This window comes from Pseudarthrobacter sp. MOO14, assembly GCF_058267675.1.
Genome location: NZ_CM177849.1, coordinates 1,877,900 through 1,899,934, shown reverse-complemented (window position 1 = coordinate 1,899,934; position 22,035 = coordinate 1,877,900). Strand labels below are relative to the sequence as shown.

The window sequence follows — 22,035 nt, the reverse complement described above, 5'->3', positions numbered from 1 at the left end:
GGGTTCTAGTGCGTCAGGTCCTTGCCCTTGGTTTCGGGGATGGTGAACACGAAGGCCGCACTGATCACCAGCAGGAGCACCGCATAGACGTTGAACACCTGCGGTGCGCCCAGCGAGGACCCCAGCCACTGTTGCAGGTAGGGGGCGGTGCCGCCGAAGACCGCCACGCAGATGGAGTAGGGGACGCCCACCCCCACGGTACGGATCGACGTCGGGAACAGCTCGGCGTAGACAGCCGGAACGATCGCTGCGCTGGCGGCGATGAAGACCAGCATGACGGACATGCTCACCGCCAGCTGCCAGGCGGAGTCCTTGAGCAGGGCCGTCATCGGGAAGTGCATGATCCCTGCGCCGATGGCCCCGGCCCAGAGGACTTTCTTGCGGCCGATCCGGTCTGAGAGCTTGCCCCAGACCGGCAGCGCCGCGATGAAGACGATGTTGGCGGCCACGCCTGCCCAGAGTGCCTCGCCGCGGTCGATCTTCAGCGCCGTGGTGGCGTAGCTTGGCGCCACCACACCCCAGATGTAGTAGATCACCGTAAGGCCAACGGTCAGGCCGACCACCTGCAGCGCCTGCTTGCGGTAGCGGACAATCTGCGGCCAGATCGCAACCCGCTTGGCCGTGGCTGCCCCCTCAAACGCTTCGGTTTCATGCAGCCGTGACCGCATGATCAATGCGTACAGGCCCATGGCCGCGCCGATCAGGAACGGGATCCGCCAGCCCCAGGCGTTCATCGCCTCCGTGGTCAGCGCCATGTTCAGGACAGCCCCCAGGAGGGTGCCGAACAGGATTCCCACGGTTCCGGACGTGTAGATCAGCGTGGCCCAGAATCCGCGGTGCTCCTTGGGTGCCATTTCGGACAGGTACGTTTGCGACGACGGCAACTCCCCGCCGTGGGCCAAGCCCTGGACCAGCCGTGCCACCAGGAGCATGAGTGACGCGAACGCGCCGACGTTGGCGAAGGTTGGCGCAACACCGATCATCAGGCTGCCCAGCGAGGCAAGGCCCACGGCGAGCGTCATGGAAGTCTTCCGGCCCACCCGGTCGCCGATCCAGCCGAACAGGAACCCGCCGAACGGCCGGGCCACGAAGCCGACGGCGAAGATCGCCAGGGTGGACAACACGGCCGATGCCGGGTCTTCCTTGCTGAAGAGCTGGCTGGCGATGAAGGGGGTGAACGTGGCATAGATTGCCCAGTCGTACCACTCAACGGCGTTTCCGATGCCGGTGCCAACGATGGTTTTCGCGGTGGACATGCGTCCAGTCTGGGGCTTGCTTACTGCGACGGACATGGTGTTCTTCCTGGTCGGTTGGGTTCGGGGAAGGCAGGTTGCGCTGGTGTCGGAGCCTAGGAGGCCGGGGCGAGGGCACCCAGCCGCGACATGGCGAGTTCCGCGTACAGCGCGGCCCCGTCAGCCAGCACGCCGTCGTCGAACGTTGCGTACGGTGAGTGGTTGAACGGTGAGGTGGCCGGATCGCCGCTGGGGGCCACGGCGCTGAGGCCCACGAAGGTGCCGGGCACCTCGGCCAGCACCCTGGAGAAGTCCTCGGAGCCGCTGAGCGGGGTTGCCCAGCGTGAGAGCCGGCGCTCGCCGAACAGTTCGGTGATCACCTTTTCCGCCGTGTGTGTTTCGTCCTCGCTGGTGATGGTGAGGGGGTATTCCTGCAGGTAGTCGACGCCCACCTCCACCCCGTGTGCTGCCGCGATCCCCTTCAGCAGGCGCGGGACAGTGTCCATCATCTTGTGGCGTGACGCGTCGGAAAAGGTCCGGATGGTGGCCTCGATGCGGGCCGATTCGGGGATGACGTTCCGTTTGGTGCCGGCATGCAGCACGCCCACTGACAGGACCACGGGATCGAACATGTTGAACTGCCGGGTGACCATCACCTGCAAGGCGGTCACCATCTCGGCGGCAACGGTGACAGGGTCCTTGGCCGAATGCGGCGCAGAACCGTGGCCGCCGGCTCCGAGGACCGTGACTTCCAGCCCGTCCGAGGCGCTGAGCATGACGCCGGGCTTGGTGCAAAAGGTGCCGTGCGGCTCCAGTGCGGAGAACACGTGCATTCCGTAGGCTGCCTGGACGCGGGTTCCGGCGGCGTCCAGGACGCCTTCGCGGATCATGTAGCTTGCGCCGTCGAACCCTTCCTCGCCCGGCTGGAACATGAGGACGACGTCGCCGCCGAGCAGGTGCTTCTTGTCGGCCAGGAGCGTTGCGGCTCCCACGAGCATGGAAGTGTGCAGGTCGTGGCCGCAGGCGTGCATGGCCCCGTCCGCCTGCGACGCAAAGTCGACGCCGGTCTTCTCCTGCACCGGCAGTCCGTCCATGTCGGCGCGCAGCAGGACTGCGGGGCGGGGGCCAACGGACTCCCCTCCGGGGTGCCCGCCGCGCAGGACTGCGGTGACCGACGTCGTGTCCTTGCCCAGCGTGATCTCAAGGGGGAGTCCGTCCAATGCCTGGAGCACCTTCTCCTGGGTGCGGGGGAGTTGGAGCCCGATTTCCGGTTGGCGGTGAAGGTCGTGGCGCAGGCGGATGAGCTCTTCCTGCAGGTCCGTGGCGTCGGCGGTCGTGGGCACGTGGCACTCCTTGGCAATTGGCATTCGGGCTTGTGGACTATTCTGGAGTGGCGTGGTTCACACTCAGCGAAACCGCTGGAATTATGCTCGAAGCCGCGCTTTGGAACAGGATTCACGCAAAGGAAGAGCTGTGTCGGAAGAGCTGAGCGAAGACGATCTTGCCCTGATCCAGGTCCTGCAGGCCTCCCCGCGGCTGGGCTGGGCGGATGCTGCCAAGGTCCTCGGCGTACACCCCACCACGTTGGCCGCCCGCTGGGAGCGGCTGACGTCGAGCGGCGCATCGTGGGTTACTGCCCACCTTGCCGGGGATCCGAAGCAGATGCTCCTGGCCTACGTTGCGGTGGACTGCGAGATGACCCGGCGCGAAAGCGTCACAGCCCAGCTGGCAGCCGTCCCGGAGATCGTCACCGTGGAAGAGGCGGCCAGCAACCGGGACCTGATGCTGACCGTCATCACCCGCTCGCTGGAGGAATTCAGCGCCAAGATCATCTCCAGGCTCAAGGCCATCGAGGGCCTGACCAAGTACCAGGTGGCCCTTTGCACGCGGCTGCACAGCAGCGGGGACGACTGGAGGCTGAACGTCCTGAGCCGGTCTCAGCTGGCTGCACTCCGGGCGCTCGGTACCCAGCCCATGTCCGAACCGGGTCCGGCCGCGGGCCGGCTGCCGGAGAGCCACCTCGACCTCCTGCCGTTTTTGGCCAGGGACGGCCGCGCCACCGCCGCGGACATTGCCCGCGCGCTGGGCCGCCACCCGGCCACGACGCAGCGCCAGCTGAACCGGGTGCTGGCCAGCGGCATCCTGTCCTTCCGCTGCGAAATCGCCCAGCGCTATTCGTCGTTCCCGGTGACGTGCCAATGGTTTGTCAACGTCCCGGCCGGCGGCCACGATGCGGCGGCGGCGGAAATCCGGACCATCAGCAACGTCAGGCTGAGTGCCTCAACCACAGGACCCACCAACTTCGTGATCATCATGTGGCTGCACTCGCTCGCCGACATCATGTCGGCCGAGCTGGCGCTGCAGCAGAAGGTGCCCGGCATCGAGATCGTCGAAAGCGCGGTGATGCTGCGGACGGTCAAGCGGGTTGGTTGGATGCTGCGGGAAGATACGACGGCGACCGGTGCCGTGGTGCATGAAGCGAGCCTGGGCGCTGCAGAGTGAGGGCGCGGTGCGCTACGCCGTGCGGCCGCCGCCGGCCTCGCTGCTTGCCTGCCGCACGTTCTTCCTGTCCCGGATGCTGAGGAGCACTGCTCCGGCAGTCCCGATGCCCAGGGCCACGAGGATACTGGGCCCGGCTCCGCCCGCCGGCCCGAGGGTAGCCGCCAGGATCTGGCGCGACAGCATGGCCATCTCCTGGAAGTCGCCAAGGTAGACGCGGGTCCCGAGGACGTAGTTCACGCTGGTGAAGAGCGCTGGGACAAGCCAGAGCAGGGCTGCGTCGGCTGCCCACACCAGGAGCCGGACGAGCGGCCTGAATCCACACCACGCCAAGGCCACGCCAACCAGGACCGCCGGAAGCCAGCGCCACGCCATGCTGATCGGGGCGGGGACGGCGTCCGCGCCCGCCATGAAGGTGGTGGCGGCGGCCAGCCAGGAGGCGAAGGGCACGGCCATGAAGCCGACGCCCAGCGCGGCCACGGCGCGGGATCTTGCGGCGAGCATCAGCAGCGCCAAGACGCCGGCAGCTATGGCTGCGATGGTGCCCCCCAGCAGGCCGGCGAAGTACAGGGCTGAGCTGGATCCGGGCGCCAATCCACTGTTGAGTGCGCTGAATGACTGGATGGTGGCACCTGTATGGACCAGCAGCACGCCGGACAGGGCGCCGGCCGTAGTGAGGCCGCGGCGGCCCGGTTTCCACACGCGGAGGGCCAAGCCCGCGGCCGCGGCGCCAACGGTCAAGAGCGCCACAATGGTTGTACCCCGGTATTGGCTCAGCGGCAGGAACGTGAGGGGCATGTCCGCCGGAAGGGCGTCGCTGGCCCACAGATTCTGCAGCGGGAGCCGGGCTCCCGTAGCCAGCCACGGAGCGAGTCCCACGAGTGCGGCAGCGATGCCGAGCAGGACGGCGATGCCGGTTTCCGCGGCCGGAGTCCGGCCTGCGGGCGTGCGGTCGGTCCGGCCGCGGCGCCGGGAGGCTGGGTCCGTGACGGATGTTCCGGTGTCCGGCGGCGGGCGGGTCGTGTCCTGCGCGGGGTCTTCCATGGGGTCCCTTTGTTCGCCGACGTTGCTGGTCCGCCGGTGCGGCCTTGGCTGGTTGGACTATAGCCGCAGCAATAATACAGCGTGTGGAATAAATACTTTAATATTTCCGCATTACGGATTTATCTTTCCGGAAACATGGGTTACCTACGTTTGGGATGACCCTGCGGCGTTCTGGCGCCGCCATCCGAAGCAGGCGCCGCTCCCGTATGGCGTCCTTCCCAACGAACAGGCACACAGCATGAAGATCACCGCCTCCACCACGCCGCTGCCGCCGGCCCAGGATGCACTCAGGAAGCCGTTGTACAGGTCCCTTTTCATCCAGATCCTCGTGGCGGTGGTGGCGGGCATCCTCATCGGCCACTTCTGGCCGGACCTCGGCGCAGGACTCCGCCCGCTCGGCGACGGCTTCATCCAGCTGATCAAGATGATCATTGCGCCGCTCATCTTCCTGGTGATCGTCACCGGCATCGCTGCGGTCAGCGACGTCAAGGCCGTGGGCCGGGTGGGTGTCAAAGCCTTGGCGTACTTCACCGGCGCCACGCTGTTCGCCTTGGTCTTCGGGCTCGTCGTCGCCAACCTGGTGCAGCCGGGCGCCGGCCTCAACATCGATCCCGCCACGCTGTCCCAGGACGCACTCAACGCCAAAACCTCCACCGCCCCGCCCAAGGATGCCGGCGCCTTCCTGCTCGGCATCATCCCCACCAGCGTCGTTGGCGCCTTTGCCGGCAACAACCTCCTCCAGGTCCTCTGTTTCTCCGTCTTCTTCGGCGCGGCGATCGTCGTCGTCGGCCGTGAACGCTGCCTGCCAGTGATCACCCTGATGGAAACCGTGCTGGAACTGTTCTTCAAGATCATGGGCTGGGTGATGCGTGCCGCGCCCGTGGGAGCGTTTGGCGCCATGGCCTTCATCATCGGCCAGTACGGCCTCCATTCCCTCGGGACCTACGCGGTGCTGATCGCCGCCTGCTACGGCGCCGCAGCAGTGTTCATCGGGCTCCTCTTCGTGGTGGCATGGGCCTACCCCAGGGTGCCGCTGTGGCAGTTCCTCAAGTACACCCGGGAGGAATTCCTGCTGGCCCTGGGCACGGCATCCACCGAGTCCGTCCTGCCGCGGATCATGACCAAACTGACCAACGCGGGCTGCTCCCGCGCCACTACGGGCCTGGTGGTTCCCACCGGCTACTCGTTCAACCTGGACGGAGCAGCCATCTACCTCTCCATCTCCCTGCTCTTCCTGGCCCAGGCCTTTGGCTACAACCTTGACCTGGGCCAGCAGCTCGCGGCCCTGGGCATCCTGATGCTGACGTCCAAGGGCATGGCCGGAGTTCCCGGATCTGCCTTCCTTGCCTTGTCCGCAACCGCTGGTGCGCTGGGCATCTTCCCGGTAGCCGGCGTCGCGCTCCTCCTCGGCGCCGACCGACTCATGGATTCCATGCGTGTTGTGGTGAACCTGCTGGGCAACTGCGTGGCTACGTTTGTGGTGGCCAAATGGGAAGGACAGTTCGATCGCGAGGCCATGCTCCGGGCGTTCGCCGGCGGGGACGCTGCGACGGAATCCGTCGGTGGAGGCACGACGACGGCAGCCGAGGGACAGCCGGACGTTGCCGCGGTGCCGCAGGGGGAGGCAGCGGGACCCGGCGCCGAGTTCACGCACCCGGGCGCAGTGACTGCACAGCCGGCAAGCGCTGCGTCGGCGGCAGTCCGGTAGGTACGCGCCTCCCGGCCGCCTGTCCTGCCTTCCGCGCCCACCATGTTGCCCCCGCCCGGCGGTCCGTCCCCCTGAGACTGTTGTCCGGCCCGTGTTGCACACTGTCCCTATGACTTTTGCCAATGTGGGAATGCTCGGAACCAAGCCCGGCCAGCGCGATGCCCTGGTGGCCATCCTGCTCCGGCCCAAGCCCGGGATGAGGGAGGCCGGCTGCCTGCTGTACGAGGTGGGGGTGAATGACGAGGTTCCGGACACGGTTTTCGTCTCCGAACTCTGGGAATCCGCCGAGGCGCACCAGGCATCACTGCAGTTGGACAGCACGCGCGCAGCCATCGCTGAGGCCATGCCGTTGCTGTCCGGGGAAATGGCCGGCCACCGGTTCACGGTGTTGGGCTCGCCGCTGGAGTAGGCCGGTGCGCGCCACTCGTTGAAACGCCCGGATTCCGGAGCGGGAATTTTGTTCCGGGATCCGGGTACCGTTCCAGCCTGAGTGGACTACGGTAATCGGGGTAAGGAGGACACATGAAACCGCTGCCCGCGCTTGAACTTGTCACCCGCCTCGAGGACGCCGACTGGCTTGATCCCCTGGCCAAGAGTGTCCGGAAAGCCGTAAAGAAGGTCATCCCGGCCCGTTGGGCCCGCGATGTCCTGCACGGCGTCCCTGTCGGCCACCCGGTCCATCCCCTCGCCGTCCAGGTGCCTATTGGCGCTTGGCTTTCGGCCGGCGTGCTTGATGCAGTTCCGGGAGGCGAGAAGGCCGCCAGGCTCCTGATTGGAGTCGGCGCGGCCAGCGTGGTTCCGTCCGCCCTGGCCGGGTTCACCGACTGGTCGCAGCTGCACCCGCAGCAGCAACGGGTGGGGCTGGTGCACGCAGCGGCCAACGTCACGGCCACCGGGCTTTACCTTGCCTCGCTGGTGCAGAGGGCAAGGGGCAGCCAAGGAAGCGGCAAGGTGCTGGCGTACCTGGGGCTGGCCACGGTGAGCGCCGGCGGCTTCCTGGGCGGCCACCTCACGTACCGGCAAGCCGCCGGGGTGAACCACAGCGAGGAAATCCCGCACCGGTTCCCGTCCGGCTGGCATCCCTTGGCTCCGTTGGTTGACCTGCCCGAAGGCGGCCTCCACAAGCGCGACGTGGCCGGGATCCCGCTGCTGGTCCACCGCGAGGGTGACACCGTCAACGTCCTGTCCGACGTTTGCAGCCACCTTTCCGGACCGCTTCATGAAGGCAAGGTCAAGGACGACGGCGGGGACCCGTGCGTCGTCTGCCCTTGGCACCGGAGTACCTTTTCGCTGCGGACCGGCGAGGTCAAGGCCGGGCCTGCCACCGCCCGCCAGCCGGTCTTCGAAACGCGCACCAATGGCGGCCTCGTGGAGGTGTGCCTGCCCGGGGCTGACTGAGCGGGGAGCCCCGGCCTGCGCGCGAAGGCCGTTCGGCCCTACTGCGCGGTACGGAACGACGAAAGAATTAGCCCATGGCGGGTGCCGGCGGAGTGGAACCATGAGTCAACGCCGCAGCGTCAACATGGAGCTGCGTTCGGTGATACGCCACGCGGGGGTGCGACTGGACGATGCGTGTTTCTGAACCACGGGAGATCGCTTCCGGCCTCCTGCTCCTGACCTCCGGCAGCGGGCCACTGGCTTCGAACTTCTACCTTGTCCGGACCGGGCCGGCCTGGGTGCTGGTGGACTGCGGTTGGGGAAGCGGCGCGGAACCAGCACGCATCGCCGTTGAGCGCGTCCTCGGGCCGGGGGCGAAACCTGACGCGATCTTCCTGACCCACATCCACCCGGACCATTCCGGCGCCGCGGGCGCGTTGGCCCGCGCGTGGAAGGTGCCGGTGTACGCCCACCAGGCCGAGTTGCCCATGGCTGCCGGAAGATATGTCCCCGCGCGGTCCATGCCGCTGGACCGGTGGATTACAGCCCCGCTGATGTGGTCGCTGCCGGCCCGTGCGCGTCGCAGGATTGAGGCCGCGGGTGACATTTCGGACCTCGTGCGGCCCCTTCCCCGCAGCGGTGAGGTGCCGGGCATGCCCGGATGGGTGGCGGTGCCCACGCCGGGCCATACCGCCGGGCACGTTGCCTACTGGCGCGCAGGCGACGGCGTCCTCATCACCGGCGACGCAATCGTCACGGTGAACCTGAACTCCCTCGGCGGGATTCTGCTGGGATTGCCCGACCTGTCCGGGCCGCCCTGGTACACCACGTGGAACATGGACGTGGCCAAGGCCTCGGTCACGCGGCTTGCCGGACTGGGGCCCCGCCTGCTGGCGCCCGGGCACGGGCAGCCGCTGACTTTCGGGATCGCTCCCCGGTTGCGTGCACTGGCCGCGAAGGAGCCAAGGCAGCGGACCGCATTTCGGCGGCGCGCCGCGGGAGCACCCGGGGCTGTCTAATGTGCGGCGATCGAAGCGTCGCCGCTTTGCGGCCGCGGTTCCTCCGGGGCTGGTCAGGCCTAAAATTCTCAGTCAGCACGGGAACCACAACAAAATACTCAAACGGAGGCCATCATGACGAGCGATAAGAACCGGCCTGACGTCTTTACGCGTTTTACCACCAGGACGGCCAAGATACTCGGACACGCCTGGGTATTCGTCCTCGCCGTGGCTGTACTCATTGTGTGGGCCTTGACCGGTCCGCTGCTGGGGTTTTCAGACACCTGGCAGCTGGTCATCAATACCAGTACGACCATTGTGACGTTCCTGATGGTCTTCATCATCCAGAACACCCAAAACAGGGACACCGCCGCCCTGCATGTGAAGCTCGATGCGCTGATGCTCGAACTCAAGATCAGCAACGCGAAGCTGTACGAGGCCGAAGAGGAAGGCGAAAAAGAAATTGAGCGGCAGCGCCGACGGATCGAGGAAGCAGCCGAAGACGGCGGATAGCGGGGTACCTGTCGTAGGTGCTGGACGATCCGGCGGCGGCTGCATAGCCTGAAATTGACCGCACCAACGGAACTGCGACAGGGCGGAGGTCCCCTCATGACCATCAAGCTGAACGACGCCGGACTTCGTCAGGCCCGGAAGCTGATCAAGGACTCCAGAATCACGCGCGATGCCCGCGACGACTGGAGCGAACATGCCCCGGACACGGAGCAGGAAAATGCGTACATAGACAAGCACGGCTACACCGAATACGGCACCTGGCACCTGGGCGAAGACAGCGACAAAACCCCCGAAACGAAGGGCCGGTACAGCTTTCCCTTCGGGGATTTCCGCCGGCTGCACAGGTGCGCCGTGCTGGCCATCGAAAGCCGGGCCGCCCAAAACAACTACGACGACATCGCCAAGGCGGCAAAGTCGCTGCTTGAGGAACTCGACAAGGACTAGTCGGCCCGGCCAGATCTGCCATGAACGCAGGTGATGAGCCCGGGACCATGCTGGACCGGGCCCAAACACCCGCGGAGCCTGCCCCGATTGCTCAGCTGGGTGCGCTGGCCCATTGGCCCCTGCGCAGCACTGCCGCCAGGCTCAGGTCGTGGTCAAGGACCACGACGTCGGCCTGCATCCCGGCGCGCAGGTCACCGGCCTGCGCCGAGAGACCCAACAATGATGCGGGGACGGCGGAGGCGGAGGTGACGGCATCCCGCAAGGGAACGCCGGCAGCCACGCAGGAGCGGATGACATCCAGCAACGTGCTGGTACCCCCTGCAATGGCACCCGTGGCGTCAACCCGGGCTACGCCGCCGGCAACCGTCACGGCGAGGGAGCCCAGCATGTACTGCCCATCCTCCAGGCCGGTGGCGGCCATCGAGTCGGTCACCAGCGTGATGTTCTCCGGCCCCACGAGGTCAAACACCAACTTCACGGTTTCCGGGGCAAGGTGAACGCCATCGGCAATCAGCTCCACCACGGCCTGCCCGGCCTTGGCCGCACTGAGGCTCGCCGATACCGGCCCGGGCGAGCGGTGGTGCAGTGGCGGCATGGCATTGAACAAGTGGGTCACCGTTGGGCGGTTCCTCCCGGTCGCGTTGCCGGCCGAATCCAAGGCCTCCGCCGCGCGTGCCAGGAAGGCTGCCGCCGTCGCATGGTCCGCGGCGGTGTGGCCCAGGGACGGAATGATCCCTTGGGCCGCAAGCCGGACCGCAAGTTCGGAGGCACCCGGCAGCTCTGCCGCGAGGGTCATCGATACCAGGGATTTCCCCGCCGTGGCCAGCATGCGGGCCACCAAATCCGGATCGGGTTCCAGGAGCAGGCCGGGATCGTGCGCACCGCACTGGTGGCCCGAGAGGAACGGACCTTCCAGGTGCGAGCCGGCAACCAGCTCCTGGCCCGCCAGCTCCCTTAGCATTCCAAGGTTCCGCACCAGGTCCCCGGGCTTTCCGGTGACCAGGCTTGCCACCAGCGTGGTGGTTCCACGGCTGTGCAGGTAGTGCGCCGCCCGCGCCGCGCCATCGGGATCGCCCTCCGAGAAATCCGAACCATAGGCGCCGTGGCAGTGCACGTCCACGAGGCCCGGCATCAAGACCCGGCCGGCGGGTGCCTCGGGCGGAAGAACCCCGGGGAAGCCCCGCGCCGGCCCGGCGAAGGTGACCAGGCCGCCGTCGGCCGCCACCACTCCATCCGCAACATCCAGCGAGGCGGTGACTATGCGGCCGCGAAGAACGACGTCATCGCCCATGGTTCAAGGTCCTTTGTTCGGTGCAATCATCGATGGAAACAGCAGCGGCAATACGTGCTGCCAGTGCGGGGTCCGCGGCGCCGGACCGGTCTCCGCCGCCCGCAGCGCCGGCGTGCCGGGGCCGCGCCGAGGTGTGCACGGCATGGACCCCCGCCTCAAGGAGCGACGGTACCAGCGCCAGGGTGACGCCCCCGCCGGCCATGACCTGGACCGATGGCGCACTGTGGCGTCCCTGCTGCACAAGCCGGCCCAGCATCTCCAACCCCGCGGCGCAGTCGGGACCGCCCCCACTGGTGAGGACGCGGTCCACTCCGGCGTGCTCCAGTAAGGAGAGCACCTCGGCCGGGTCGGCACCAGCTGCCAGGGCTGCGTCGAACGCGCGGTGGAACGTGATTTCGGCTTCCGGTTTCACGGCCCGCGCAGCAGCAACGATGCGGCCGATCGCCGGGATGTCCGGGCTGCCGTCCGGGGACAGGACACCAACCACCACACCCGCGGCTCCGGCGGCCAAAGCCGCGGTGGCATCGTGCTCGATGACATCGAGCTCTTCCGGCGAATAGCTGAAGTCGCCGGGCCGCGGACGCACCAGGACATGGACGGGAAGTCCCAGGCCGCAGGCCTGCCCGATGGTGCCGATGCTCGGCGTGATGCCCTCTGTTTCCGCCAGGGCGGCGCACAGTTCAACGCGGGCAGCGCCCACGGCAGCGGCCAGCCGGACGCCGCCGGCATTCTCCACCGCCAACTCCAACTGCACGGTCCCGGCCCTGGGCACCCGCCTGGAGCTCAGAGTCCCTGCCATGCCGGCTTCCGGCCGAAGGTGTCCTGGTAGTACTCGCGGTGGGCGAGCCGTGAGGCAGCCGCCTCGTCCACGAGCACCGACACGTGCGGGTGCAGCTGGAGGGCCGACGCCGGGCAGACCGCCGCGACGGGACCTTCAACGGCGGCCGCCACGGCCTCTGCCTTGGCCTCGCCCATGGCCAGCAGCAGCAGGTGCCGGGCCTCCCGGATGGTGCCCAGGCCCTGGGTCAGCACATGGTCCGGGACCTCCTCCGGTGCAGCAAAGAAGCGCGCGTTGTCCTGGCGGGTCTGCCGGGTGAGCGTCTTGATCCGAGTGCGGGAGGCGAGCGAGGACATGGGCTCATTGAAGCCCACATGGCCGTCGGTGCCGATGCCCAGGATCTGGATGTCCACCCCGCCGGCGGCGGCGATCCGGGCTTCGTACGCGGCGGCCTCCGCCTGCGGATCCCGGACCATGCCGTCCAACCCGTGGACCGCACCGGCGCCGAAGTCCACGCTTGCCGTGAATTCGTCCCGGATGACCGAGTGGTAGGACTGGGGATGCCCGGCAGGCAGGCCCACGTACTCGTCCAGCAGGAAGGCCTGGGCCGAGGCGAAGCTCAGCCCGCCATTCCGGTGCCGGTCGATCAGTTCGCGGTAGGTACCCAGGGGTGTGGAGCCCGTGGCCAGTCCCAGGACGGACGGGCCGCGGCGGACCTGTTCCTCGATGGCATCCGCGGCCGTGCGGGCGACGTCGTCAGGGGTGGGCAGAATGATGATTTCCATGCGGTGTGTTGCTTTCGGCTGGAGGGTGCAGTTGGTGGGCGGTCTACTTCGCGGCTTCGGTTTCCACCGTCACTTCGTCGTCCTCACGGCCAGGCGTGCGAAGGTTCCAGCGCTTGATGACGAACGAGAAGAGGAAGTAGTAGATGGCCGCGTAGCCCAGGCCGATCGGGATCAGCATCCACGCGTTCTGTGCTTTGCCGAAGTTGAGGACGAAGTCGATCAGGCCGGCTGAGAACGTGAAGCCGTCGTGGATGCCCAGTGCGTTCACCAGGGCCATGGAGGTTCCGGTCAGGGCGGCGTGGACGACGTAGAGCGGGAACGCGACGAACATGAACGAGTACTCAAGGGGCTCGGTGATGCCGGTGAAGAACGCCGTGAGTGCGGTGGAGAGCATGATGCCGCCCACGATCTTCTTCTGCGACGGCTTGGCGTGGCGCCAGATGGCAAGGGCCGCGGCGGGCAGGCCGAACATCATGATGGGGAAGAAACCGGTCATGAAGGTGCCGGCGGTGGGGTCTCCGGCGAAGAAGCGGTTGAGGTCGCCGCGGACCAGGTGGCCGGATGCGTCGGTGTAATCGCCGATGAGGAACCAGACGCCCGAGTTCAGGATGTGGTGGAGCCCTGCAGGGATGAGCATGCGGTTGGCGAAGCCGTAGATTCCGCCGCCGAGTACCGCGTTGCCCGCCACAGCCTGTCCCACTGCGGAGAGGCCTGCGTTGAAGAGCGGGTACAGCAGGGCCAGGACGACGCCGGCCACCAGGCTGGTGACGGACGTCAGGATGGGGACCAGGCGCCGGCCGCTGAAGAAGCCAAGGAAGTCGGGCAGCTTGGTGCGGTAGAACCGCTGCCACAGGCCGGCGGACAACAGGCCCACCACGATTCCGGCGAGGACGCCGTAATTGATCATGGCCGGCTTCCCCGCGGGGTCCAGCTGGCCGTCCAGGACCAGGGGAGACATCGCCTTGAAGACGCCGTCGATCACCATGTAGCCCACCACCGCCGCGAGTGCGGTGGAGCCGTCTGCCTTCTTGGCCCAGCCGACGGCGATGCCCACCGCAAAGATGAGGGGCAGCCAGGTGAAGACGGCGTTGCCTGCGGCGGAGATGACGGACGCGCCGCCTTCGAAGCCGGGGATGGCGCCGAGCAGGTCGGCCTGGCCGATGCGCAGCAGGATACCGGCGGCGGGAAGGACGGCGATGGGGAGCATCAGGCAGCGGCCAAGCCGCTGAAGGGTGGCGAAGGCCCGGTTTGGCTTCTTCTCTGGGGCCAGTGCGGTGGTCTCGGATGTTGGCATGGTTGCACCTCTGCGGGGTTCGGGTGGGGGCTTGTGAAGAATGGGTTCCAGCCGGTACTGTCTGGTTATGACCAGTTCAGTGTGATTCATCCCACGGTCCGGTGTCAAGGAAGGAAAAATCCCTCCAGGACGGGCCGCCCGTGGCGAAAGAAGCCAGCATTGGTCGTACCGGGGCCGCCGGCCCAGGTGGAGGAAGATGTGCCCCGTGCGGGCACCGTCAGAAAGGGCAGCCATGTCCAAAGCAGAAAAAATCATCGAAGGCCTGGGCGGAGCCGGCAACATCGTGGAAGTGGAAGCGTGCATAACCCGGCTGCGCACCGAGGTGAAGGACTCCTCACTGGTCAATGAGGCCTCGCTCAAGGCTGCGGGAGCCCATGGCGTCCTGGCCGCCGGCACCGCCGTGCAGGTCATTGTGGGCCCGGAGGCGGACACACTGGCCGAAGACATCGAGGACCTCCTCTAGTGGCGCAGTCCTTGCCGGTCCATGCCCCCATCGGCGGGTCGGTCATTCCGCTGGCCGACGTGCCGGACCCCGTCTTCGCAGGCCAGATGGTGGGTTCCGGCGCGGCCGTTGAGCCGCCCGCCGGAGAGGCGTTCGACGTCGTGTCCCCCGTCGCGGGGAAAGTGGTCAAGATGCTGCCGCACGCCTTCGTGGTGGTCGAGCCGTCAGGCCGCGGCGTCCTGACACACGTAGGCATCGACACCGTCAAGCTCAAGGGCGAAGGCTTCAAGGTGCTGGTGGCGCAAGGAGACGTGGTCGAGGCCGGCGAGCCGGTCATGCACGTCGATCCCACGGCAGCCCTGGCCGCGGGCTACTCAATGGTGAGCCCCGTCGTCGTCCTGGATACCAAGCCGGACACTGCCACCTTGGTGGAGGCCGGGACCGTCAGTGCCGGCGAGCTGCTTTTTACGCTCGGCTGAACCGACTCACAAGCGGACCTCCATGCTGAGGGAATAGCGGTCCGAGCGGTACCAGGAGCGCGAATGCTCGATGGCCAGCGCGCCCGAATAGGACACGCGGTCAAAGGCCAGCACCGGCGCTCCGGTGCCCGTCCCCAGGAGTGCCCCGATGTCGGCCGGGGCGCCCTCGGACCGGACGCTTTGGCGCGCCCGGTCGATCTGGTGGCCGAACTGCGCGGCCAGTGCCTTGTAGACGGAGCCGGTGAGGTCGATGCCCAGCAGTCCCGGCGCATGCTGGGGGCTGTACCAGGCGTCGTCCACGCTCACGGGCCGGCCGTCCGCAAGGCGGAGCCGCTTCAGGTGGAACGCCTCCGCGCCCGGGGCGAGGCTGAGTGCGGCGGCCGTGTCCTCGGGGGCCGGGACTTGTTCGGCCACCAGGACCACCGTGCTGGGGACGTGGCCCATCGCCTCCATCTCCTGCGTGAACGAAGCCAGGTGCAGCGTGGACTGGACCGGGGAGTCCGCCACGAACGTCCCCTTCGCCGGAACCCGCACCAAGTGCCCTTCGTTGACCAGGCGGCCGATCGCGGCGCGCACGGTGATGCGGCTGACGCCGTAGGAATCCATGAGGGTCCGCTCGCTGGGAAGCCGGGCGCCGGGCTCCAGCTCCTCCTTGGCAAGTTTGAGGATGATGAGCCGGAGCTGCTCATGCTTGGGGACCTGGGTGTTATTGATGGGCGCGGTGGCCGCCTGCGCCGTGTTGCCGGGTGTGGCGGACATCCAGCCCCTCCTTCGTCTGGAGCGGTCCGGTTAGGACCACTTTCTCGGATTATTCCACACGGAGCCGTCCAAGGAGACGCGTGTTGGCGGCGGGCTGCCGGACGCTTGGCCGGCAGCGGCAGCGGCAGGAAAGACGGAAAGGCCAGGACGTCGCTGTCCTGGCCTTCCCCTTTTTTCCTTTACCTGCCGGGCAGAATGCCTACTGTGCCTTGCTGCCGAACCCCACGCGGGCACTCCCATCCGCCGGGAGTTCGGGGATGACGTCGCGGGTTGGCGCGCCGCGGAACTTCGGCGAAGGATCCTGGCCTTCGGTCAGGCGCTGCAACTCCTGGCCTTCGAAATCCTCTTCCTTGCCGAGCAGGATGGCCGAGTCGTGGTTGGTGATTTCACCTTTGAAGGCCCGCACCATGACGCTGTGGTCAAACTGGCCCTCCCACTTGGACACCACGAACGTTGCCACGCAGTTGCCCAGCAGGTTCACCACCACGCGCATCGAGTCCATGAGCCGGTCGGCGCCGAGGAGGAGCGCGACGCCGGCCACCGGGAAGATGCCCAGTGCGGCGGCCGTGGCCGACAGGGCCAGGAACGACGATCCCGGGACCCCTGCCATGCCCTTGGATGTCAGCAGCAGCACGCCCAGGGCCGCCAGCTGCTGGCCCAGGTCAAGGTGGTGGCCGAAGGCCTGGGCAAGGAACAGCAAGGAGATCGACAGGTAGATCGCCGCGCCGTCCAGGTTGAAGGAGTAGCCGGTGGGAACCACCAGGCCCGTGGTGGCGCGGGAGCAGCCCGCGTTGGTCAGTTTGGTCATGATCCGGGGCATCACCGCTTCGGTGGACGCTGTGCCCAGGGCCAGCAGGAATTCTTCCCGGGTGTATTTGAGGAAATGCCAGAGCGGCACCCGGGCAAAGCCCCAGGCCACGACGAACAGCAGGCCAATGAACACCAGCGCAGCGCCGTAGCAGGCGGCAATCAGGACCGCATAGGTACTCAGCGTGTCCAGCCCGTACTGGCCGATGATGAAGGCCATGGCACCAAATGCGCCTAGGGGAGCCACTTTCATGATCCAGGCCATGATCTTGAAGATCAGTTCCAGGACCGTTTCCATGACATTGACCACCGGCATGCACCGCTCGCGGCCGATCACGACGATCGCTGCACCGAAGAAGACGGAGAAGAAGAGGACCTGGAGGAGGCTGTTGCTGGCGAAGGCGCCGATGACGCTGGCGGGAATGATGTCCAGGATGAACGACGCCGCATCCTTGGGTGCCGCGGACCCGGTCTTCGCGTCCAGGTCGGCCTGGGAGAGGGTGGACGGGTCGATGTTCAGCCCGGCGCCCGGCTGGACGATGTTGCCCACGATCAGGCCGAAGACAAGGGCGAACAGCGTGGCCCCGGTGAAGTAGAGCAGGGCCTTGACGCCAACCCGGCCGACCGCTTTGACGTCGCCAACGGCCGATATTCCGGTGACGATCACCAGGAAGATCAGCGGCGCGATGATCATCTTGATGAGTTTGATGAAGCCATCTCCAAGCGGCCTCAGTTGGGATCCGAGGTCCGGCCAGAAATGCCCGATGAGCACACCTGCCACGACGGCGATCAGAATCTGGAAGAAGAGCGACTTATACAGCGGCTTCCTCTTCGCGGGCACCGAACTCGCCTTCAGTGCCTCAGGGTTAGGGATCTTCATTGACCTTTGCCTATCAATTGGGAACAGCCCGTTTTCGGGGCTCGTTTCCAACGTAATCCCGGTCACACTATTCCGCAAGAGGAAAACCAAATTCCACAATACGGAAGGCTAATCCGGCTTTGTGACTGAAGGCAGCGCCAGGCGCGAGGCCAGGTCGGCTGCCAGCTCATGGGCCGGGACCGAGGCGTCCAGCTTCACGAACCCCGCGTACTCCGGCAGTTCCCGGTATCCCGACTGGAATGCGGCGAGGTCATCAAGGGTCTCGGAATCCGTGCCACGTGCAACGATGCGGCGGTATGCTTCGGCGGGTTCGATGTCCAGGTGGAAGATGGCGTCCGGTTCCGGGAGGCGGGCGAGCAACCATGGAAGCAACCGGCCCCGTGGCAGTCCATTGGCGGTTCGCAGCGCCAGCTGGCAGTAGAGGTGCCGGTCCATGACAACCAAGCCGTCGTAGCGGCTGGCGCGCAGGTGTGAAACCAGCACGTTGCCCACCCTGAGGACGGTCTCGACGGCGTCGGACAACCTGGCGGGCAAGCCAACTCCCAACCTGGCGGCCAGCAGGGACATGACACGCCGGCCCGCATGGTTGTTGAGCAACCGGGCCCGGCCTCCCCGGGCCCGGACACCGGCGATTAGGGCACGGGCCGCCGTCGACTTCCCCGATCCGTCGATGCCTGTCAGCACAATGATCATCCGGCCTCCTCCGATGCCCCGTTTAACGCCGCGCCGGGGCGCAACGTCCCGGGTGAGGCGCAATTCACAGGGTGGGCAACGGCCGGGGCCCGGGCAGGCCTCCCGGAGGCAGCCGCCTATATGACCCCGGTAGGTACCAGAAGTGCCCACGCCAGCGCCGGCGCCACCAGGACCACGCCGCCCGCATAGAACATCAGCTGCTTGTAGACCCGCGGGCGGTCGTCGTCGCGGGCGTTGGCCACCACCAGGGCGCCGTCGGTGGAGAAGGGGGAGACGTCGACGACGGTGGCGGCGACGGCCAGCGCGGCAATGGTCCCGGAAGGGCTGAGCGAGCTCGTGGCCAGCAGCGGGCCGGCCAGCGGGATGAAGGCGGTCAACAGAGCGGTGGAGGAGGCGAAAGCGGAGCCGACGCCAATCACGTAGCACAGGATGAGGGCGATCAGCAGCGGCGCACCGAGTGCCAGGGCTTCCCCGGCGAGGGTGTCGATCACGCCTACATGCTGCAGCAGGGACACGTAGGTGATCATGCCGGCCACCATCAGGACGGTGGACCAGGAGATCCCGCCGATGAACGACCGGTGTTCCCTGACGTTGATGAAGGCCAGCAGGAGGCCCGCGGAGAGCGCAACGAAGCCGATGGGCATGTGGAAGCCGAGGGTACAGACGAGCATGCCGGCAATCAGTGCCAGCGTCAGCACCTGCTGGCCATGCGGGCGGCCGGTAGCGGTGTCGATGTCCTGGCCCCGGACGCCCGCGCCGTCGCGCAGCCTGCCCAGCAGGGCGAACAAGGCGATGGTCAGCACCGAGAGGAGCAGGTTCAGCGCGAAGCTGGCCAGGAACAGGCCCGCCTGGGAGATCGGGAAGCCGTTCTGGAGGGCAATGTCGTGGACCAGGACGCCGGCCACGGACAGCGGTGAGAACCCGCCTGCGTGGGCGCCGTTAACGATGAAGGCGCCCATGACCACCGGGTGGATGCGGGATTCATAGGCGAATCCGATGGCGGCCGGTGCCAGCAGCGCAATCGCGGCGGGGGAGAACGTGCCCAGGGAGGTGAGGGCGGCCGCGATCAGGAAGAACACCCATGGGAGCAGCAGCATCTTGCCGCGGACCATGCGCACGCAGCCCTTGACGATGAGGTCGATCGTGCCGTTCCGCTGGGCCATGCTGAAGAAATACGTGACGCCAATGATGGTCAGGACGATCGTGGCCGGGAAGGCCTCAAGGATCTGCCTGTCCGACATGCCCAGCATGAAGTACCCGACGCCGAAGGACGCCACGAGTCCCATCACGCCGATGTTCAGCGGCCACTTGGTGGCGGCAACGAACATCACCACGAGTATCACCAGCGGGATGATCTGGACTGCAGTCATGCTCGGCTCCGGGTTCTGGGTGGCCGGCTGGCCATGCCGGCCATCGTCCACAGCAGGATACGACGCCGGGCGGAGCCGGACCGGGATGACGTCAAGGTTTCATCGAATACGAAATCCCAGGCCGTAGGCTGGAAGCCGGTCGGGGGTTCCCCGGCCGGTACAGCAGTTCCCAGGTGAAAGGCAGGACCATGACCGTTTCCAGCGACGATCCCCAGAACACCGCAGACCTCCGCGGGCCGGGCGACCCGGACGGGGCCAAGGACGAAACCAAGGACGACGTCACCAAGGCCCCGCAGTCCGGCCAGCACCTGGAACAGCCGGGAGCATCCAACATCCGCGAGGAACAGCAGGGCCATGCTGCCGGAACGGTCCCGGCATCGTATGTGGGCGGCGAAGAGGCTGACCCGGAACAGAAGCCCGAAGAGGCGCTGGCGGAGCCGGGCACCTGGGATGACGAAGTCTGACAATGATCACCCGCGCTGACATCGACCAGGCCGCGCAGCGGACAGCGGGCCTTGTCCGCAGGACACCAGTCCTGCAGGCGGATGCCGGCACCGCCGCCGGCCCGGTCTGGTTCAAATGCGAATTCATGCAGCACACGGGCACGTTCAAGGCCCGTGGCGCGCTGAACCGGATCCTGGCCAGCAAGGAACGGGGTGAACTGCAGGCGGACGTGGGGGTGGTTGTGGCATCCGGCGGGAACGCGGGCCTGGCAAACGCCTATGCGGCGGCCCAGCTCGGGGTGCCTGCAACGGTCTTCGTTCCTGAAGCGGCACCGGCCGTCAAAGTCGGCAAGCTCAGGGCCATCGGTGCCACCGTGGTCCAGGGCGGTTCAGAGTACGCGGCCGCCTATCAGGCCGCCATTGCGCACGCCGAGAAGACCAGCGCCGTCTACTGCCATGCTTACGACCAGCCGGAAATTGCCGCCGGCGCCGGGACCGTGGGCTCCGAGTTGCTGGAACAGGTGCCGGAGGTGGACACCGTCCTGGTGGCCGTGGGCGGTGGCGGCCTGATGGCCGGCGTGGCTGCCGCAGTGGAAGGCCGCGCCAAAGTGGTGGCTGTGGAACCGGAAACTGCGCCCACCCTCCACGCCGCCCTGGCGGCAGGGGAACCGGTGGACGTCGCGGTATCGGGCGTCGCCGCGGACTCCCTGGGTGCCCGCCGCATAGGCGACATCGGCTTCTCCGTCGCGGTCCGCTGCGGCGTCAAAAGCGTCCTGGTCTCCGATGAACAGATCGTCGCCGCCCGCTCCGCGCTGTGGAACGACTACCGGATTGCGGTGGAGCATGGTGCCGCAGCCGCCTACGCCGCGCTGGCCTCCGGGGCTTACGTGCCCGGGAAGGATGAACGTCTTGCCGTGATCCTGTGCGGCGCGAATACAGACCCGGCGACGCTCTGAAAGGTCACCGGCCGCCCGGAGGGGCGGCCGGTTCCTTCGCCCGGCAGCCTAGCCGGCGGCCTGGCCGCAGAACTTGCTGTAGGTGCTGCCGGCCTCCTGGTAGCCGGACTGGAGATCGGCGAGCTTGTCCTTGTCCGGGTTCTCCTTGGCCTGCTCATCCGTGTACGCAAGGATCGAAGCGAGGGCGGGCTTGAGATCGTCCGACGCAACGGCGTGGATGGGGCGGATCTGGTTGGCGAGGTTGTTCATGCCCGTCTTGCCGGCGTTGTTGGCGGGGTTCGATACAACAGCCTGGATCCGCTCACAGGTTTCAGCGGTGGTCAGTTGGTGCGAGGCGGAGCAGGCCGTGGCGGAGGCAACGAGGCCGGCGGCAAACAGGGCTGTGGCGAGTTTCTTCATGGGTCCCTCAGTAGTGGTCAGAGGTTTCGATTGTAAGCAGATCGGGTACCTCCCCGCCTTCGGGGCGGCTTTCATTGCTTCTTTCCTTGGTCCCTTTCTGCCCTGCAGCCGGCTCATCGAGGACCCGCCACGCGCCACCGAGCGCACCACTGGCCGGCAGGAGGACCTGCCGGCCAGTGGTTGAACCCGCTGCTGCAGGGTCAGATGGTCCGCGGGGCCTTGGCCAGGTTGGCGGTCAGCTCAGCGGCCGTCTGCCGCTTCACGTAGGCCGGGCGGTCACGCTCCACCCGCCAGCTTTCCGAGAGCGGGCCGACGTTGACCGTGTCGAAACCGAACTCGTCGTACAGGCGCGTGACCAGTTCGGCGGCCTCCGGGTAGTCGCTGGCGGTGGCCAGCGCACGCCGGTTTTCGGTTCCCGCCGGAGTTCCGTCTGAGGTGATGTCCTTGGCCATGATGTGGTTGAATCCCTTGGCCACCTTGGACTCGGGCAGGTGCTCCTGGAGCAGGCCGGAGGTGGTGGCCTCGCCGTTGTCCAGGGCGGGAATCCTGCCGTCCCGCTCCCAGTAGTAGTTGTTCGTGTCGATGACAATCTTGCCGGCCAGCGGCTCGGCCGGAATGTCCTTGTAGTTCTTCAGCGGCACGGTGACCACGGCAAAGTCCCCGGCGGCTGCAGCCTCGGCTGCGGTGGCGGCGCGGGCCTTGGGGCCAAGCTCAGCCACCAGTTCCTGGAGGGTTTCCGGCCCTCGGGAGTTGCTGATGACCACGTCGTAGCCCAGCTCCACGGCCTTCCGTGCAACCTGGCTGCCAATATGTCCTGCACCGATGATTCCGATTGTTGTCATAC

The 22,035-nt window shown here is 67.0% G+C and carries 24 protein-coding genes; 11 read left to right on the top strand and 13 right to left on the bottom strand.

What is annotated here, in order from left to right:
• Nucleotides 1-5 precede the first annotated feature (5 nt).
• Complete coding sequence (locus tag AC4EEV_RS08990) at nucleotides 6-1,256, bottom strand: MFS transporter (RefSeq protein ID WP_491330701.1); 1,251 nt, start codon at nucleotides 1,254-1,256, stop codon at nucleotides 6-8.
• A gap of 92 nt (nucleotides 1,257-1,348) precedes the next feature.
• Nucleotides 1,349-2,575 (bottom strand): M20 metallopeptidase family protein, encoded by a 1,227-nt coding sequence (locus AC4EEV_RS08985; protein WP_491330700.1) that lies wholly within the window; start codon nucleotides 2,573-2,575, stop codon nucleotides 1,349-1,351.
• Nucleotides 2,576-2,705: 130 nt separating this feature from the next.
• Here AC4EEV_RS08985 and AC4EEV_RS08980 point away from each other — a divergent pair, with 130 nt between their 5' ends.
• On the top strand, nucleotides 2,706-3,734 hold the full coding sequence (locus AC4EEV_RS08980; RefSeq protein ID WP_109045617.1) for an Lrp/AsnC family transcriptional regulator: 1,029 nt from the start codon (nucleotides 2,706-2,708) through the stop codon (nucleotides 3,732-3,734).
• Nucleotides 3,735-3,746: 12 nt separating this feature from the next.
• Here AC4EEV_RS08980 and AC4EEV_RS08975 read toward each other — a convergent pair whose 3' ends face one another.
• Complete coding sequence (locus AC4EEV_RS08975) at nucleotides 3,747-4,775, bottom strand: hypothetical protein (protein ID WP_491330699.1); 1,029 nt, start codon at nucleotides 4,773-4,775, stop codon at nucleotides 3,747-3,749.
• Between the two features lie 238 nt (nucleotides 4,776-5,013).
• Here AC4EEV_RS08975 and AC4EEV_RS08970 point away from each other — a divergent pair, with 238 nt between their 5' ends.
• The 6 genes from AC4EEV_RS08970 to AC4EEV_RS08945 all read left to right on the top strand — a co-directional run bounded on the left by AC4EEV_RS08970 (nucleotide 5,014) and on the right by AC4EEV_RS08945 (nucleotide 9,815).
• Complete coding sequence (locus AC4EEV_RS08970; protein ID WP_491330698.1) at nucleotides 5,014-6,483, top strand: cation:dicarboxylate symporter family transporter; 1,470 nt, start codon at nucleotides 5,014-5,016, stop codon at nucleotides 6,481-6,483.
• 109 nt (nucleotides 6,484-6,592) lie between these two features.
• Nucleotides 6,593-6,892: a putative quinol monooxygenase gene (locus AC4EEV_RS08965; RefSeq protein ID WP_018760878.1), complete on the top strand. Its 300-nt coding sequence runs from the start codon at nucleotides 6,593-6,595 to the stop codon at nucleotides 6,890-6,892.
• 113 nt (nucleotides 6,893-7,005) lie between these two features.
• The gene (locus tag AC4EEV_RS08960) at nucleotides 7,006-7,881 is read left to right on the top strand and encodes a Rieske (2Fe-2S) protein (protein WP_109045620.1); all 876 of its coding nucleotides are present in this window, start codon (nucleotides 7,006-7,008) and stop codon (nucleotides 7,879-7,881) included.
• Nucleotides 7,882-8,051: 170 nt separating this feature from the next.
• Nucleotides 8,052-8,879: an MBL fold metallo-hydrolase gene (locus AC4EEV_RS08955; protein WP_018760880.1), complete on the top strand. Its 828-nt coding sequence runs from the start codon at nucleotides 8,052-8,054 to the stop codon at nucleotides 8,877-8,879.
• A gap of 114 nt (nucleotides 8,880-8,993) precedes the next feature.
• A complete protein-coding gene (locus AC4EEV_RS08950) occupies nucleotides 8,994-9,371 on the top strand; it encodes a low affinity iron permease family protein (protein ID WP_018760881.1) in 378 nt (125 codons plus the stop codon).
• A gap of 96 nt (nucleotides 9,372-9,467) precedes the next feature.
• Entirely contained in the window at nucleotides 9,468-9,815 is a 348-nt protein-coding gene (locus AC4EEV_RS08945) for a hypothetical protein (RefSeq protein ID WP_018760882.1), read from the top strand.
• Nucleotides 9,816-9,906: 91 nt separating this feature from the next.
• Here the strand turns inward: AC4EEV_RS08945 and AC4EEV_RS08940 are convergent, their stop codons facing one another.
• From AC4EEV_RS08940 to AC4EEV_RS08925, 4 genes are read right to left on the bottom strand one after another with little or no spacing between them, the layout of a single operon-like run.
• Nucleotides 9,907-11,106 (bottom strand): N-acetylglucosamine-6-phosphate deacetylase, encoded by a 1,200-nt coding sequence (locus AC4EEV_RS08940; protein ID WP_018760883.1) that lies wholly within the window; start codon nucleotides 11,104-11,106, stop codon nucleotides 9,907-9,909.
• Nucleotides 11,096-11,905: a copper homeostasis protein CutC gene (locus AC4EEV_RS08935; protein ID WP_491330697.1), complete on the bottom strand. Its 810-nt coding sequence runs from the start codon at nucleotides 11,903-11,905 to the stop codon at nucleotides 11,096-11,098. Before AC4EEV_RS08935 ends, AC4EEV_RS08940 begins: the two co-directional genes overlap by 11 nt.
• Nucleotides 11,890-12,669 carry a glucosamine-6-phosphate deaminase gene (nagB, locus tag AC4EEV_RS08930; protein ID WP_491330696.1) on the bottom strand — a complete coding sequence of 260 codons (780 nt, stop codon included), beginning with the start codon at nucleotides 12,667-12,669 and terminating at the stop codon, nucleotides 11,890-11,892. The genes AC4EEV_RS08935 and nagB overlap by 16 nt, the downstream gene beginning before the upstream one ends.
• A 43-nt stretch (nucleotides 12,670-12,712) precedes the next feature.
• Nucleotides 12,713-13,963, bottom strand: coding sequence for a PTS transporter subunit EIIC (locus tag AC4EEV_RS08925; RefSeq protein ID WP_018760886.1), 1,251 nt, complete (start codon nucleotides 13,961-13,963; stop codon nucleotides 12,713-12,715).
• 232 nt (nucleotides 13,964-14,195) lie between these two features.
• Here AC4EEV_RS08925 and AC4EEV_RS08920 point away from each other — a divergent pair, with 232 nt between their 5' ends.
• Together AC4EEV_RS08920 and AC4EEV_RS08915 are read left to right on the top strand one after the other, a co-directional pair.
• Complete coding sequence (locus tag AC4EEV_RS08920) at nucleotides 14,196-14,426, top strand: PTS sugar transporter subunit IIB (RefSeq protein ID WP_018760887.1); 231 nt, start codon at nucleotides 14,196-14,198, stop codon at nucleotides 14,424-14,426.
• Entirely contained in the window at nucleotides 14,426-14,884 is a 459-nt protein-coding gene (locus tag AC4EEV_RS08915) for a PTS sugar transporter subunit IIA (protein WP_491330695.1), read from the top strand. Before AC4EEV_RS08920 ends, AC4EEV_RS08915 begins: the two co-directional genes overlap by 1 nt.
• A gap of 6 nt (nucleotides 14,885-14,890) precedes the next feature.
• Here AC4EEV_RS08915 and AC4EEV_RS08910 read toward each other — a convergent pair whose 3' ends face one another.
• From AC4EEV_RS08910 to AC4EEV_RS08895, 4 genes are all read right to left on the bottom strand, one after another.
• Nucleotides 14,891-15,643, bottom strand: coding sequence for a GntR family transcriptional regulator (locus AC4EEV_RS08910; protein WP_491330694.1), 753 nt, complete (start codon nucleotides 15,641-15,643; stop codon nucleotides 14,891-14,893).
• 199 nt (nucleotides 15,644-15,842) lie between these two features.
• Nucleotides 15,843-17,330 (bottom strand): cation:dicarboxylate symporter family transporter, encoded by a 1,488-nt coding sequence (locus AC4EEV_RS08905; protein WP_133831829.1) that lies wholly within the window; start codon nucleotides 17,328-17,330, stop codon nucleotides 15,843-15,845.
• A gap of 108 nt (nucleotides 17,331-17,438) precedes the next feature.
• Entirely contained in the window at nucleotides 17,439-18,023 is a 585-nt protein-coding gene (locus AC4EEV_RS08900; protein ID WP_133831828.1) for a dTMP kinase, read from the bottom strand.
• 116 nt (nucleotides 18,024-18,139) lie between these two features.
• Complete coding sequence (locus AC4EEV_RS08895) at nucleotides 18,140-19,393, bottom strand: SLC13 family permease (protein WP_491330693.1); 1,254 nt, start codon at nucleotides 19,391-19,393, stop codon at nucleotides 18,140-18,142.
• A gap of 188 nt (nucleotides 19,394-19,581) precedes the next feature.
• Here AC4EEV_RS08895 and AC4EEV_RS08890 point away from each other — a divergent pair, with 188 nt between their 5' ends.
• Both AC4EEV_RS08890 and AC4EEV_RS08885 read left to right on the top strand, forming a co-directional pair.
• Nucleotides 19,582-19,857, top strand: coding sequence for a hypothetical protein (locus tag AC4EEV_RS08890; protein ID WP_018760893.1), 276 nt, complete (start codon nucleotides 19,582-19,584; stop codon nucleotides 19,855-19,857).
• A gap of 2 nt (nucleotides 19,858-19,859) precedes the next feature.
• Entirely contained in the window at nucleotides 19,860-20,792 is a 933-nt protein-coding gene (locus AC4EEV_RS08885; RefSeq protein WP_491330692.1) for a threonine/serine dehydratase, read from the top strand.
• Nucleotides 20,793-20,840: 48 nt separating this feature from the next.
• On the opposite strand, the gene AC4EEV_RS08880 is transcribed toward AC4EEV_RS08885, so the two are convergent.
• A complete protein-coding gene (locus AC4EEV_RS08880) occupies nucleotides 20,841-21,191 on the bottom strand; it encodes a hypothetical protein (protein WP_018760895.1) in 351 nt (116 codons plus the stop codon).
• Between the two features lie 200 nt (nucleotides 21,192-21,391).
• Nucleotides 21,392-22,033 carry an NADPH-dependent F420 reductase gene (locus tag AC4EEV_RS08875; protein ID WP_018760896.1) on the bottom strand — a complete coding sequence of 214 codons (642 nt, stop codon included), beginning with the start codon at nucleotides 22,031-22,033 and terminating at the stop codon, nucleotides 21,392-21,394.
• Nucleotides 22,034-22,035: the final 2 nt, after the last annotated feature.

Excerpts from the sequence above, each read along its gene's own strand:
- AC4EEV_RS08900 (WP_133831828.1), bottom strand. The coding sequence starts at position 18,023 with ATGATCATTGTGCTGACAGGCATCGACGGATCGGGGAAGTCGACGGCG.
- AC4EEV_RS08960 (WP_109045620.1), top strand. The coding sequence starts at position 7,006 with ATGAAACCGCTGCCCGCGCTTGAACTTGTCACCCGCCTCGAGGACGCC.
- AC4EEV_RS08975 (WP_491330699.1), bottom strand. The coding sequence starts at position 4,775 with ATGGAAGACCCCGCGCAGGACACGACCCGCCCGCCGCCGGACACCGGA.
- AC4EEV_RS08945 (WP_018760882.1), top strand. The coding sequence starts at position 9,468 with ATGACCATCAAGCTGAACGACGCCGGACTTCGTCAGGCCCGGAAGCTG.
- AC4EEV_RS08970 (WP_491330698.1), top strand. The coding sequence starts at position 5,014 with ATGAAGATCACCGCCTCCACCACGCCGCTGCCGCCGGCCCAGGATGCA.
- AC4EEV_RS08950 (WP_018760881.1), top strand. The coding sequence starts at position 8,994 with ATGACGAGCGATAAGAACCGGCCTGACGTCTTTACGCGTTTTACCACC.
- AC4EEV_RS08910 (WP_491330694.1), bottom strand. The coding sequence starts at position 15,643 with ATGTCCGCCACACCCGGCAACACGGCGCAGGCGGCCACCGCGCCCATC.
- AC4EEV_RS08885 (WP_491330692.1), top strand. The coding sequence starts at position 19,860 with ATGATCACCCGCGCTGACATCGACCAGGCCGCGCAGCGGACAGCGGGC.
- AC4EEV_RS08965 (WP_018760878.1), top strand. The coding sequence starts at position 6,593 with ATGACTTTTGCCAATGTGGGAATGCTCGGAACCAAGCCCGGCCAGCGC.
- AC4EEV_RS08880 (WP_018760895.1), bottom strand. The coding sequence starts at position 21,191 with ATGAAGAAACTCGCCACAGCCCTGTTTGCCGCCGGCCTCGTTGCCTCC.
- AC4EEV_RS08890 (WP_018760893.1), top strand. The coding sequence starts at position 19,582 with ATGACCGTTTCCAGCGACGATCCCCAGAACACCGCAGACCTCCGCGGG.
- AC4EEV_RS08955 (WP_018760880.1), top strand. The coding sequence starts at position 8,052 with ATGCGTGTTTCTGAACCACGGGAGATCGCTTCCGGCCTCCTGCTCCTG.
- nagB (WP_491330696.1), bottom strand. The coding sequence starts at position 12,669 with ATGGAAATCATCATTCTGCCCACCCCTGACGACGTCGCCCGCACGGCC.
- AC4EEV_RS08895 (WP_491330693.1), bottom strand. The coding sequence starts at position 19,393 with ATGACTGCAGTCCAGATCATCCCGCTGGTGATACTCGTGGTGATGTTC.
- AC4EEV_RS08875 (WP_018760896.1), bottom strand. The coding sequence starts at position 22,033 with ATGACAACAATCGGAATCATCGGTGCAGGACATATTGGCAGCCAGGTT.
- AC4EEV_RS08920 (WP_018760887.1), top strand. The coding sequence starts at position 14,196 with ATGTCCAAAGCAGAAAAAATCATCGAAGGCCTGGGCGGAGCCGGCAAC.
- AC4EEV_RS08905 (WP_133831829.1), bottom strand. The coding sequence starts at position 17,330 with ATGAAGATCCCTAACCCTGAGGCACTGAAGGCGAGTTCGGTGCCCGCG.
- AC4EEV_RS08990 (WP_491330701.1), bottom strand. The coding sequence starts at position 1,256 with ATGTCCACCGCGAAAACCATCGTTGGCACCGGCATCGGAAACGCCGTT.
- AC4EEV_RS08935 (WP_491330697.1), bottom strand. The coding sequence starts at position 11,905 with ATGGCAGGGACTCTGAGCTCCAGGCGGGTGCCCAGGGCCGGGACCGTG.
- AC4EEV_RS08925 (WP_018760886.1), bottom strand. The coding sequence starts at position 13,963 with ATGCCAACATCCGAGACCACCGCACTGGCCCCAGAGAAGAAGCCAAAC.
- AC4EEV_RS08940 (WP_018760883.1), bottom strand. The coding sequence starts at position 11,106 with ATGGGCGATGACGTCGTTCTTCGCGGCCGCATAGTCACCGCCTCGCTG.